Genomic DNA, 12,335 nt, shown 5'->3' on the forward strand with positions numbered 1-12,335 from the left:
GGTCTCTTGCTGTATTTTGCAGCGGAATTTTCCGATGGATTATATAAGTTAAGTTACCTATTTTATCAGGCGATGCGACCTTTGCCTCAGTTCATAAAAGATCTATAAAAAAAGTTATGAAAAAAGTGTTGACAGAAGTATAATCGATCTGTATAATAATATCTTGTGAGACACGATCCACTAGCTCAGTCGGTAGAGCACCTGACTTTTAATCAGGGTGTCCCGCGTTCGAGTCGCGGGTGGATCACCACATTATGGCCCGTTGGTCAAGCGGTTAAGACACCGCCCTTTCACGGCGGCTTCAGGGGTTCGAATCCCCTACGGGTCACCATATACGGGGGATTAGCTCAGCTGGGAGAGCGCTTGCCTTACAAGCAAGATGTCAGCGGTTCGATCCCGTTATCCCCCACCATAAATTTTCTTTCCTAAGACTGCTAGATAAGGCCCGGTAGTTTAGTTGGTTAGAATGCCGCCCTGTCACGGCGGAGGTCGTGGGTTCAAGTCCCATCCGGGTCGCCATTTGCCGCGATAGCTCAGTCGGTAGAGCAGAGGACTGAAAATCCTCGTGTCGACAGTTCGATTCTGTCTTGCGGCACCATGTTTAACAATACTACGTTCTATACACCTTTGGTGTACAGGACGTTTTTTTATTTTGGCTAAAGGAAAAAAACATATTTTTGTCGAAGAACGTAAGATGGTTTTTTTCTCTAAGGTGTGGCGTTGGAAAAGCTCATAAAGGGGGCATTAGATGAAACCCTGGAATTTGAAATGCATGATTGTTCAAATAAAAAAAATGAGCAGTACAGAGAAAACAAGGCAAGGTTTTTCTTCCAAAGTGGGTTCCTATACAAAAGCGAATATGAAACCTTTTCCTGCGGTGTACTACTATCGGCAACAAGAGGATCGTCAGCGCTTTAGACCGCAAATTGAGAATTTGTTAGCCAAAAGTGCAGGAGTTTTCCAAGGAAAAGTTATTATTGCTTTAGGCGAGGCTGTGTCAAATGCGCTTAGACACGGAACGGTCGTCCGCATTCGGTTGAATAAAATTGGTGAAAATTTGATTTTGCGTGTGAAAGATGATGGGCCTGGATTTGCAGGCAATCATATGATTGAAATACTCCGGGAAGAACAGGGGACGATTTTTGAGCGCTTTCTGTATGAAGAAAGCGGCCGTGGTTTAGCGATTATTACGGCATGGATGGATCTTGTTCGTTATAATCGTCAAGGCAATGAATTGTTAATGGTGAAAAAATGCCAGCAGGAAAGCAATCCTTAGTTGCCTTTAAGGTTCAGTTAGAGTATAATATTACTTGTTGAGTGATTTTTGCGGGCGTAGCTTAGTGGTAAAGTTCTAGCTTCCCAAGCTAGCTAGGCGAGTTCGATTCTCGTCGCCCGCTCCATTTATTTATGTAGACATTATAAACTAGTCATGCGTAGCAGAAAAGCGCATGGCTTTCTTTATATTGAACGGCTTGGCAAGATTTTTGGGGGAGGGTTTTATGTATTCAACTGTAAATCCGATTAATTTATTACGTGCCTTATCCATGGCTTTAGAGCTTTCTTCCGGCGGTCTTTCTCGTCACCATTGGCGTACTGCGATGATTGCGAGTCGTATTGCCGAAGCCATTGGGATGGAAGATTTTGAACGTCATAACTTGATTTATGCTACCTTGCTTCATGATATTGGTGCGGCATCCAATTGGCAGGAAAAAAGTCAATTGCGGATCGTAGGCGCCGATTTTTTGTACAAACATGCCCAGATGGGCTATGACCTTTTAAAAAATTCTACGCAACTTGGCTATTTAGCTGAAGCGATTCGGCATCATCATGATTTTTGGGACGGGTCTAGTCCTTCGGGGCTTGCTGGTGATAAAATACCGTTGCACAGTCGGATTATTCATTTGGCCGATCGCGTAGAAATACAGCTTCACGATAATGAATTTGTTTTTTCGCAACGTGCTGATATTCTTACAAATATTCGCAAAAGGAGCGGCTCAGCTTTTGATCCTGAGTTAGTCAAGGCATTGCATGATTTCGCTAGTCAAGAGAGCTTCTGGCTTGATTTAATGAATCCTCATTACTATCAAAATTTCTTTAGTCAGATTTATGATTATGGGAAAGTGAACTTTTCTCTTTGTGATATGATTGATATTGCTGAGATTTTTGCCACAATTATTGATAGAACGAGTCGTTTTACAGGAGCTCATTCGCGGAGCGTAGCGTCGATCTCGGCCTTTTTAGCGGAAGGTAGGGGCTTTTGCGATGATGAAGTCAAAATGATGCGGATTGCTGGTTTGTTACATGATCTAGGTAAACTATCTATTCCCAGTTCTGTTTTAGAAAAGCCCGGGCATCTTAGCGGTGCAGAATTTCACATGATCAAGCAGCATACTTATTATACATATCGGGTTTTAGAGCAAATTGAAGGATTTGAAACGATCGCTGAATGGGCCGCCTATCATCATGAAACATTAGATGGTGTTGGCTATCCCTTTCGGATTCCCGAAAAAGCGTTATCCTTGGGGGCCCGTATTGTTGCTGTGGCTGATGTATTTACAGCTCTTACCGAAACGCGTCCTTATCGAAAGAACTTGACGCTACAGGAAGTAGAAAAAATCATGAAAGGTATGGTCGATCATCATAAGATTGATGGTGGTGTTACAGCGGATTTGTTTAGCAATTCTCGCCAAATTTATGATTTGCAGCAGCAAATTATTGCAGATAGTTATTTCTAATGAAACGAGGAAACGGTTAGAACCAAGTAATAGGTTCTAACCGTTTCTGCATTTTATTTAGAGATCTTTTTGCCTTAGGTAGCAATAGAATAGCAAGTTGTACGTTTTTGACGATACATCATATGATCGGCTTCAGCCAGTAAGGTATCAAGATCTTCCGATTCTTTTACATGAAGTGAGAAGCCGCTAGCGACGGAAATGGGAAATTCAAATTCTTTGGATAGCTCGTACGTCTTAAATTCGATGCGTTGCAGTATCGCTTTCATTTGCTGTTCATCTACGTTAGTAACAATGACGAGAAATTCATCGCCGCCCCAGCGAGCTACAACGTCATTCTTTCGTGTTTCCTTTACCAGGAGTTGGGCAAAGGCTTGTAAGACTAGATCACCTTTATTATGCCCATATGTATCATTAATTATTTTGAAATTATTACAATCGAAAAGGATTAGCCCAACTTGTTCCCGACGCTTATGCGAACGGGCAAAAGTTGTTGCTGAAAGTTTATCAATCATACGCCGATTATAAAGCCCAGTTAGAGAATCTCTTTCTGAATAAAATTTCACCTGATCGTATTTCTTTCCAGCCCAATAAGCGAAAGTGAGCGCGATGAGACCTGGCAGCGGCAACGCTGTCAAAGGATAGTTCAGATAAAAATAAGCGTAGATTCTTACGGCAATAATGAAAAGTATTGTAAATGCTAGGCCGAGAATTCTTCCTGTATATTTCATAGTCTCACCTTTCTCTAAATGAAGCCTTTGGTCAACGGCTTATTATAATATCGTATTTTTTAACTAGGTTTCTTAAGTGGAATTATATTATTAAGATATTTTTAAACTATCCGATAATATGATAAGAAAAATTTTTCGTGTTTTTGAGATGGGGTAAAGTGTGCTAGTCAATAGTAAAACTAAGATATTGACAGATTACTATACATAAGTTATAATATCTATTGTTATGTGCCGGTGTAGCTCAGCTGGTAGAGCACCTCATTCGTAATGAGGGGGTCGTAGGTTCGAATCCTATCATCGGCTCCAGTAAAGAAAAGCCTTCCGATTTAATCGGAAGGCTTTTTTTTCATATCTGTATCGTTGTCGGTAGTTTGCGCCGAAAGCTATTAAGGTAAAATATTATTGCATCTGAGGGTGATTCTGATGAGGTTCACTTGGAAGAGGGCTTTATGCAGGATATGCGCGGTATTGGCCATTTGGGGACAGGAGAAGACCAGCGTTGATTTTGAAAGAGTTAAAACTTTGCTAGCTAGATCGTATAATGAGAATTGATTTTTGTATTACCTGGCGGAAACCGTGGAAAACAGGCAGTTTTCAGCATTTTGCTGAAAGCTGCCTTTGGTATTAAATCTTGAATTTTTCTATTTCCCTTTTTAATGCTTCGGCTTGTTTTAACAGTGTATTTGTTTCCGAGAAAATAGATTGAACCGAAGCGGCTTGTTCTTCCGTAGCGGCAGCAACTTCTTCGGTGGCTGCTGCATTGCTTTCAGAAACGGCAGCAGCTTCATTGATGGAGCTAGATACTTCAGTGGCATTTTCGTTGACTGCCGTTGTTTCGGTCGAAATATGCTCAATTTGTGAAACAAAGTCTTGTACAGCATTGTTAATCTCGTGGAGTGACTGCTGACTCGTATGAGAGGCCTTTTCTAAGTCGAGAGCAATATCATTGCTTAGTGCAATTTCTTCAACAGCCAGTTTTGTTGTTGCTTGAATGTCCTTAATCAACTGTTCGATTTCTTTACTCGAGTGATTGGACTGTTCGGCAAGTTTACGAACTTCTTCGGCTACGACGGCAAAACCCCGGCCTTGTTCGCCCGCGCGTGCCGCTTCGATAGCTGCATTGAGCGCTAATAGATTGGTCTGATCGGCTATAGTGGAGATGACTTCTATAATATGACCGATTTGTGAGGACTTTTCAGCTAGTTCGGTGATCGAATCACGGACATTGATAACAGCTTTTTGATTTTCCTGCATCAATATTCCCTGTTTAGCAATCGTCGCATTTCCTTCGTGGATTGCTGTCATCGCTTCGCCTGCTGTGGTATTCGATTTTTGTGCGGCACTAGTAATGAAGTGAACGGAATTTGCCATTTCTTTTACTCTAGCGGCGCTAGAGGTGATTACATCGGATTGTTTCGTAGCGGCTTGGGCCATATCAGTAATGGTAATTGCAATTTGCTCCGATACTTGACCGGCTTCGCCAGCGGCATGATTCATTTCTGAGGCGGATTTTAATAGATAATCAGCTGTATTCGATATTTCTGTTATCAATTTGCGTAATTTACTGCCCATCTGATTGAAAGCTTGTGACAATAACGCCACTTCATCTTTTCCGGCAACTTCGACAGAAATGCGTAGATCACCGTCGGCCAAGAGTAAGGCGTTTTTGGTTAAATTAGAAATTGGATTAGCAATTTTCCCTGATATATACGTAGTAGCAAGCCCCATGAGTAAAAGGGATAAACAAGCAATTAGCAAATAGACGTTCCTCAGTTGTGCCAGCGGTTCAAATATTTCCGCCTTTGATACAGTAAAGGCAATTGTCCAGCCAGTACTTGGGATTTTTCTAAATACGGTAATCATATCTTTTCCCTGTAGCGTATACTCGATATTGCCAGATGGCGTATTTAACATTTTGGTGGCGGCCGTTTTTAGCTCTTCATTATCGGCAAGGTTCGAAGCGATAAATTGTGGGTCACGATGAGCTAAAATAGTTCCTTTTCCGTCAATAATATAAGCATATCCCTTGCCGTTCAAGGTCGCTTTTTCAATCATACTAGTCAGTGTTTCGAGTAAAATATCTTCAGCCATGACGCCCCTAAGCTTTCCCTGGGAATCTTTTAAGGCGATAGCCGGGCTTACACAAAACTTCTTTGTTGTTGCATCAATATAAGGATCGCTAAAAATGAGTCCGGTTTTATCTTTGGCGTTTGAATACCAGCCGCGTTTGCGGGGGTCATAATCAGAAGGCATTGGTGAGGACTCACCGTGAATGAATTTGCCATCTTGTTCAAAGCCGATATAGATATCAGAGATTTCTTTATCGTTGGGATCCAGTTTGAAATAAGAAGCGGGAATTTCGCCATTTGTTGTATTTTGGATCACGAAGGCTAAATCTTGCAGTGTTTTTGCCTTTTTTACTAACCAATCATCAAGAACCTGCGCCTGCTGGTCGGCAATAATATCCATATTTATGTTGATGTCTCTAGTGAGTTGTTTACTGGCATTCCAATAACTAAATAGACAAATAGAAAGCAACATTACCATAGTTAGCGATAAAATGTAGATTACAAGCTTTTTTTTAATATTCATAGGTGCCTCCCGCATTGATGTGATTACACTTTACATGATTATTACATTTACTGAGCAAAGTGGTGTTAATATGGAATTAAATATATGTTAAATTAATCGATAATGAATTAATGCGTATTAAATTAATAGATACTAAATCGACTAATTGTAAATAAATGGAATACAAAGGGCAAAAAAAAGACTGGCTTGAAATATTTCGCAGTCAGTCGAAATGTTATTATACTATGAAATTGATTGGCGCTTTGCTTAAAGCGCTTTTTTTAATTGAAAACCATAATTCATTAAATGAATTGAGTCATCCCAACGTTCATCATCATTTAATAATACTACAATAAGCTCAACGCCATTTCGCTTGGCGCCAGCGGCTAAACAATCTCCTGCCGCATCAGTGTAGCCTGTTTTTATTCCATTAGCGCCAGGATAAATTCGCAAAAATTTATCAATATTTTTTACGAACAGTGGTGCACGGTTTAAAAAATGAACGGTGTAGCTTGGTGTTGCTACAATTTTGGCAAATTCGGGATTTTGCATACCGGCTGCTGCGATTTTTGCTAGATCGCTGGCCGTAGAAAAGTGATTATAGGGGTCAGGTAGACCGTTAGGATTGGAAAAGTGACTGTTTACTGCGCCAAGTTGATCGGCTTTTTCGTTCATCAGTTTGGCAAAGGCGGGGACAGAACCAGCAATATGTTCTGCGGCGGCGACAGCAGCATCATTGCCAGATACAAGCATCATTCCAGTTAATAAATCCCGTAGCGGCAGTTTGTCGCCAGCATGGATACCTAGGTTTGATTCTTCCGTAGAGGCGGCGTTTTTGCTAACAGTAACAATGCTGTCTAATTTGCCTCGTTCTAAGGCAATTAAAAGAGTGAGCATTTTAGTAGTGCTTGCTGGGTACATGATTTTGTCGGCATCTTTAGAATAGAGGACTTGCTGTGTTTTACCATCGATCATTATACCGGCCTCGGCGCTAGTTGTTGGCGCTAACGGCGCAGCGGCAGCTAATGTCTGCCAGCAAAGTAGTAATAAAAATATAACATAAAGACAACGTTTTTTCATGAATGGTTTCTCCTTATAAAGAGTCGGAAGTCGTAAGTGTTTCGATATCGGCTCGTAGTATTTTCATGGCTGTGTTAACATCCTTTTTTTCAATATAATCTACAATTGCTCGGTGTAAATCCATGGTCGCGGCATGTTCCGTCTGGACAAAGTACACGGTTTGAAGATACAACGCGTTTTCCAGAGCTTCATAAGCGTAGGGGTTTTTGTACATGGAAAACAATTTCAAATGAAATTCGCAGTTATATTTCCAGTGAGCCATGAAATCATGATCAGGGCAAGCTGCATATTTATCGCAGATTATGCGCAACGTTTCCAGACAGTCTGTATCTATGTTAGAAAAGTAACGTTCTAAAAAGGCTGGTTCCGTAACGGCGCGAAATTTTGCCAGTTCTATCATATAACTTTTATCAGGTTGCAAGATTCGATAGCCTTGGCGCGGGATGCTGATTAAAAATTTCTTACTAGTTAACTGGAGTAGGGCTTCGCGGATAGGAGCTCTGCTTACTTGATATTTTTCTATAAAAAACTTTTCCGTCAAAATCATGTCGGCAGAGTAGACGCCTTTGATAATATCAGTAAACATAGCCTCATATACTTGATCTTTTAAAGTCGTTACAGGACGATTTTTCATTGTGGATCTCCTCGATCGATATAGGCTTATTATACCTTGGAAAAATTTTATAAGTCAAGTTGCTGGCAAAGGTAAACCGCAGTGGTATGACTAAAAATACTGCAAGCAAATTACAAATTGCGAGCATTTTCCTTGATTTGTTGGACTGAAGTGTAAATAAATAGATAAACAAATCTGCATAATGAAAACTATTGCCTTTATTGTTTTCTTGTGATATGATTACGGCAAGAGCTCTCATGGATAGTAAATAGAGGATTTATGGATGTCCATCGGATTTTTTAAAGAGTTAATAATACATGATGTGATCATATTAGAGGAGGGGTTCTATGATAATTAATGAGGCGAAACTTCATGATGATGAATTGGTAAATGTACGGCGTAGTGCTACAGAGCATCGTGCCACTTGGACTGGTTTGACCTATGTAAAAGCGCGAGAAGCCGGTGAAGCGGAAGCGGCAGAAAAATTTATTCGTCAGGCGATTGTCGAAACCGGACTAACGCAAGGCGCGGAACTGAAAGCGGCTTGTTCTGATCCTGAAAATTTAAGTTGTTTTGGTGATGTTTTTCTTGGCCCAGATGTGGCAAAAACTTTCGAGCTTGAGTACAGGCATAAAACACAAGAGCTTTTAGAAATGGATTTTCATTACTGTCCGCTGCTAAAAGCCTGGCAGAAGTTGGGGCTTGATGATGAAACCTGTGAAAAATTATGTGACATGGCGATGGATGGCGATCGTTATATTGCTAAAGCCATGGGTTACGGCTTTGAGTTAGGCGACACCATTGCTAAGGGATGCAAGACCTGTCATATTACGTACTTTAAAAAAGAGAAATAAACAATGCAAAATACGAAAATTGTAAATATCATACTTGGAGGATGACGATATACAGCTTGTACATAATTGAATGCACGATTAGCAGAGCAGCTAAGTATACCTATAACCGCAAAGGCCAAGGTGATGACTTAGCTGCTCTTTGTCTATTACAAGGATCGGTAAGGGATCGAATTAGAGACGAGTTTAATAGGATAGGAGATGTTATTGTGGATAATCATACGGTGCGTTTGAAAAAAATATTTATTCTTGCTGGTGCGATATGCGCTTATTGGATTGGAGCTGGTTTTTCTACGGGCCAAGAGGTTCTGCAGTTTTTTGCTGTGAATGGAATCAAGGGCATATGGGCTGCAGGCTTGTGCTGTATCCTTACTTGCATCTTCTCCTATACATTATGGAATCTAGGGCAAAGGGAGAATTTTGAAAATCCCTACGATGCGTTTCAGTATTATTGTGGTAAATATTTGGGCCAAGTCTATATCTGGTTCAGCGTTGTTTTAAGTTATGGCATTTTTGTGGTCATGATGGCTGGCGGCGGTGCAACAATCCATCAGTATTTTGGTGTGCCGACCTATTTGGGTACAGGCTTTATCGGGATTCTATCACTGCTGACCGTATTGCTTGGCGTGGATCGACTCATTAATATTATTGGGGTTATTGGGCCTGTTAAGATTTTATTTGTTGCCGTAATCGGGATCGCCGCTTTGTTTTCTGCTTTGGATCAACCGGCTATGCTCATGCGTGGCGATGCGTTAATGCCGACGCTTGGGTTCCAGTCTGCTTCTGATAATTGGGCCTGGTCAGGCGCTCTCTACGCGTTCTTAGCATTAATGATGAGTATCCCCTTCCAAGTAACTTGTGGTAGTCAAGCTGCGAATCAGCGAGAAGCTCGCATCGGCGCAATTGTCGGCGGGGTTATGTTTACGGTAGCTATTATATTTCTTGTTTTGGCAGAGATTGTTTATCATGCTCTTATTGTAGGACAGCAGGTTCCCACTCTGGCTATCGCGAATCACGTTTCGCCGTTGCTGGGACTCACTTTTTCGATCATTATCGTATTATGCATTTATTCAGCCGTAGCTTCGGTTTTACTGATGGTCGTTCGCAAATTTGCTGTGGACAAGACAAAAACGTTTAATGCTGTAGCTGTTGTGTTGACTAGTATCGGTATGTTTTTTGGCAGTGTCATTCCCTTTGACAAACTAGTGAATTTGCTTTTTCCGATTACTGGTTATGCCGCCATTTTATTTGCGATTTTGATGCTTTTTAAAGAAGTTAGGCGCAAAAGCGCCGCACCATCCACTGCTTTCACGGAAGTTTCCAATGCTGAGCGGCATATTATAAAGGAATAGTACTGAAATGAATTTTTAATTTCTAGGAGCTTTAACTGGTCTTTTGCCAGGTTAGTTTTGGTAGACTCCACTGCCCGCGTATGGCTAATAAACGAATCAAGAAGGTAATGCTGCTGCTTACAAGTGAGGTGATACCTAGATCAACATTCCACATTGTCGCTAAATAGAAACAAAGGCCGCCAAGAATCGAACAAGTTGCATAACAGTCATTTTTTAAAACAGCGGGAATTTTTCCTAGTAATAAATCTCCGATAGCACCGCCGCCAACAGCAGTAATTGCGGCAAGGAAAATAAGTCCTATTCCAGATATACCTGTTTGATGGGCCGTAACGGCGCCCGCAGTAGTAAATGCAGCTAAGCCTAGGGCATCCGGAATGAGGATGTAAGAGCGGTTAGATATATCGCGCTTTAGCAATCGATAGACTACACCTGCCATTATAACTCCCAACGCTGCTACGGCTACATCGATATTGGCGGAAAATGCGTAAGGAATTCGATTAATTAATATATCTCGCACTACGCCGCCGCCGAGGGCGTAAACGATACCTAAAATAAGGATTCCGAGAAGATCTAAGTGTTCTTGGATTGCTTTCATTGCGCCAGCGAAGGCAAAGGCAATAACCCCGAGCAGATTCATACTTATCGCTAAGTCGATATGGATCATTTCTAGAAGAGCTCCTTTAGCTATAGTTCTTATCAAAATAGTGACTATATTATAGCTGGCGTATTTTTTTAGTCAAGAAAAATTTTAAAAAAGGTTGGGAATTATTAGGTGCATTTGGACATTTCCGAAAATAAAGCTTTTATTATTGCTGGGAATGTGGTATATCTTAAATAATAAGCTGATTTTGAGGGTGATCAAAACGATTTGTGAAAAATGCAATTGTACCATGGAAGAATCTCCGCGGAAAAAAGTAATGCGTTGGGGGGCGCCAGGGAGTGATCATTATTCAGAGACGGTATATACGTACTATTTCTGCAAGCAATGTAACGTAATTGGCGTTAAAAAAGAAGAAGCCAATAATACGCTTTTGGTACAAGGTGAAATCAGCAAGCAGCTTGGTGTAGCTAGAAAGTAGTAGAAAAATTCATTTGTAGAATGTATTACAACCATCGAGTAAAGCAGCAGCTTTATTGCGGTGGTTTTATTTTATTTTCATTGAAGGAAAATGACTGAAAATGTCGAATTTTATTCAAGGAGGAGGCGAAACCAATGAGCTTTGAGCCAGAACCGTTAGAAGAAGAACTTTTCAATGCCAATACTCGGTTTATGTGGCAGCAACTAATGCTAGTAAGAAATATTCCTGAATGTCATGGAACATTAAAAAAAGTACTACCTAAACTTGTGGTTGTTGGCAAGCAAGAGTTTAATGAAATTATACGTGATACTTATGGACAATTATTGCCTTATATTATAAGCTATGGCGAAGCTTATATCGTCAAGAACGAAGAATACCTCTAAGTTAGCAGTGATTTTTACTGTTTTTATAAAAAGTAATGAATCCCCTTCGGATTATCATAAAGTTGTCATATTTGCTGGCTATAATAAGCCTAAAGATACTAAAAATATTCTTGAGGGGGATGGACCATGAAACAAATATTCAATAAACAGCGTATTTTAGGTTTGACTGCAGGGATCGCCATTCTTGCCGGAACGATGAGTCCTTTCGTTGTGAATGCGTCACCGCAATTTGAAGGTGGCGAACAACCGCCAATTGTGCATCAAGGTAAATTTGCTCCAAACCCGAATCAATTTGCAGAACATGTTTCAAGCGTTTTTGGTGTAAGTAAAGATGAAGTTTTGAAATATCAGCAAGAGCATATCGCTTTTCGCGATATTTTCCGAGCTTCTTTTTTGGCAAAAGCCAGCGGAAAATCTTTAACAGAAGTGATGCAGGCTAAGACGTATGATAATACTTGGAAAGATGTGGCGCAGACCTTGGGTGTGAGCAAAGAGCAAATGAAAGCGACCCGTAATGATATTGCTGCAACGCGAATGGAACAGAAACTGAAAATCTCTAAGCAAACTTCGCTTGATCTGCTTGGGCAAGGCTATCATCCGCGTGATATTACTGTAGCTAATGCATTGGCCCAAAATACGGGCAAATCAATTGGTGATATATTAGCGCAAAAGCGGATCAATAACTCCTGGCAGGATGTGGCCGCGTCTTTAGGCGTCGATGAAAATACTTTTAAAGAAGATATGAAAAGTATTCATAAGGCGATGAAACCGCAAGGATTTCCCGGGCAACACGGCCCCCATGCTTTTCAACAAGGCATGAATTGAATAAAGGAATATAGATTTGCCGCTAGCCCCTAGTTATAGATGAATGAATCTATGACTGGGGGCTTCCGCTTTATCTAAAGTAGAAGCTCTCGGCGATGTAGCCGAGAGCTTTAAGGGG

General features: G+C 40.9%; 12 protein-coding genes and 7 tRNA genes. 14 read left to right on the plus strand and 5 right to left on the minus strand.

Annotated elements, in window-relative coordinates:
* Nucleotides 1-174: 174 nt before the first annotated feature.
* From AC0NJP_RS15750 to AC0NJP_RS15785, 8 genes are all read left to right on the plus strand, one after another.
* A tRNA-Lys gene (locus AC0NJP_RS15750) sits at nucleotides 175-250 on the plus strand.
* Between the two features lie 6 nt (nucleotides 251-256).
* Nucleotides 257-331 (plus strand) — tRNA-Glu (locus AC0NJP_RS15755).
* A 5-nt stretch (nucleotides 332-336) separates the two neighbouring features.
* A tRNA-Val gene (locus AC0NJP_RS15760) sits at nucleotides 337-412 on the plus strand.
* Nucleotides 413-442: 30 nt separating this feature from the next.
* Nucleotides 443-519 (plus strand) — tRNA-Asp (locus tag AC0NJP_RS15765).
* Between the two features lie 3 nt (nucleotides 520-522).
* Nucleotides 523-598 (plus strand) — tRNA-Phe (locus AC0NJP_RS15770).
* Nucleotides 599-748: 150 nt separating this feature from the next.
* Nucleotides 749-1,276 (plus strand): ATP-binding protein, encoded by a 528-nt coding sequence (locus AC0NJP_RS15775; protein ID WP_474700379.1) that lies wholly within the window; start codon nucleotides 749-751, stop codon nucleotides 1,274-1,276.
* Between the two features lie 50 nt (nucleotides 1,277-1,326).
* Nucleotides 1,327-1,400: transfer RNA gene (locus AC0NJP_RS15780), tRNA-Gly, on the plus strand.
* A gap of 99 nt (nucleotides 1,401-1,499) precedes the next feature.
* Complete coding sequence (locus AC0NJP_RS15785) at nucleotides 1,500-2,735, plus strand: HD-GYP domain-containing protein (RefSeq protein WP_474700380.1); 1,236 nt, start codon at nucleotides 1,500-1,502, stop codon at nucleotides 2,733-2,735.
* Between the two features lie 74 nt (nucleotides 2,736-2,809).
* Here the strand turns inward: AC0NJP_RS15785 and AC0NJP_RS15790 are convergent, their stop codons facing one another.
* Entirely contained in the window at nucleotides 2,810-3,463 is a 654-nt protein-coding gene (locus AC0NJP_RS15790) for a GGDEF domain-containing protein (RefSeq protein WP_474700381.1), read from the minus strand.
* A 230-nt stretch (nucleotides 3,464-3,693) separates the two neighbouring features.
* On the opposite strand from AC0NJP_RS15790, the gene AC0NJP_RS15795 reads away from it, so the two are divergent.
* Nucleotides 3,694-3,769, plus strand: a tRNA-Thr gene (locus AC0NJP_RS15795).
* 318 nt (nucleotides 3,770-4,087) lie between these two features.
* Here AC0NJP_RS15795 and AC0NJP_RS15800 read toward each other — a convergent pair.
* The 3 genes from AC0NJP_RS15800 to AC0NJP_RS15810 all read right to left on the minus strand — a co-directional run bounded on the left by AC0NJP_RS15800 (nucleotide 4,088) and on the right by AC0NJP_RS15810 (nucleotide 7,748).
* Complete coding sequence (locus AC0NJP_RS15800) at nucleotides 4,088-6,055, minus strand: methyl-accepting chemotaxis protein (protein WP_474700382.1); 1,968 nt, start codon at nucleotides 6,053-6,055, stop codon at nucleotides 4,088-4,090.
* Nucleotides 6,056-6,301: 246 nt separating this feature from the next.
* Entirely contained in the window at nucleotides 6,302-7,114 is an 813-nt protein-coding gene (locus AC0NJP_RS15805; protein WP_474700383.1) for a D-alanyl-D-alanine carboxypeptidase family protein, read from the minus strand.
* Nucleotides 7,115-7,127: 13 nt separating this feature from the next.
* Entirely contained in the window at nucleotides 7,128-7,748 is a 621-nt protein-coding gene (locus AC0NJP_RS15810; RefSeq protein ID WP_474700384.1) for a GntR family transcriptional regulator, read from the minus strand.
* Between the two features lie 326 nt (nucleotides 7,749-8,074).
* On the opposite strand from AC0NJP_RS15810, the gene AC0NJP_RS15815 reads away from it, so the two are divergent.
* Together AC0NJP_RS15815 and AC0NJP_RS15820 are read left to right on the plus strand one after the other, a co-directional pair.
* Nucleotides 8,075-8,581: an L-2-amino-thiazoline-4-carboxylic acid hydrolase gene (locus tag AC0NJP_RS15815; RefSeq protein ID WP_474700385.1), complete on the plus strand. Its 507-nt coding sequence runs from the start codon at nucleotides 8,075-8,077 to the stop codon at nucleotides 8,579-8,581.
* A 206-nt stretch (nucleotides 8,582-8,787) separates the two neighbouring features.
* The gene (locus AC0NJP_RS15820) at nucleotides 8,788-9,930 is read left to right on the plus strand and encodes a YkvI family membrane protein (protein ID WP_474700386.1); all 1,143 of its coding nucleotides are present in this window, start codon (nucleotides 8,788-8,790) and stop codon (nucleotides 9,928-9,930) included.
* 31 nt (nucleotides 9,931-9,961) lie between these two features.
* Here AC0NJP_RS15820 and AC0NJP_RS15825 read toward each other — a convergent pair whose 3' ends face one another.
* Nucleotides 9,962-10,594 (minus strand): trimeric intracellular cation channel family protein, encoded by a 633-nt coding sequence (locus AC0NJP_RS15825; RefSeq protein ID WP_474700387.1) that lies wholly within the window; start codon nucleotides 10,592-10,594, stop codon nucleotides 9,962-9,964.
* Between the two features lie 190 nt (nucleotides 10,595-10,784).
* Here AC0NJP_RS15825 and AC0NJP_RS15830 point away from each other — a divergent pair, with 190 nt between their 5' ends.
* From AC0NJP_RS15830 to AC0NJP_RS15840, 3 genes are all read left to right on the plus strand, one after another.
* Nucleotides 10,785-11,009: a hypothetical protein gene (locus AC0NJP_RS15830; RefSeq protein ID WP_474700388.1), complete on the plus strand. Its 225-nt coding sequence runs from the start codon at nucleotides 10,785-10,787 to the stop codon at nucleotides 11,007-11,009.
* Nucleotides 11,010-11,143: 134 nt separating this feature from the next.
* Complete coding sequence (locus AC0NJP_RS15835; protein WP_474700389.1) at nucleotides 11,144-11,392, plus strand: hypothetical protein; 249 nt, start codon at nucleotides 11,144-11,146, stop codon at nucleotides 11,390-11,392.
* 126 nt (nucleotides 11,393-11,518) lie between these two features.
* Entirely contained in the window at nucleotides 11,519-12,217 is a 699-nt protein-coding gene (locus AC0NJP_RS15840) for a hypothetical protein (protein WP_474040905.1), read from the plus strand.
* The last annotated feature ends 118 nt before the right edge of the window (nucleotides 12,218-12,335 follow it).

It is taken from the genome of Pelorhabdus sp. sgz311002 (genome assembly GCF_056134285.1).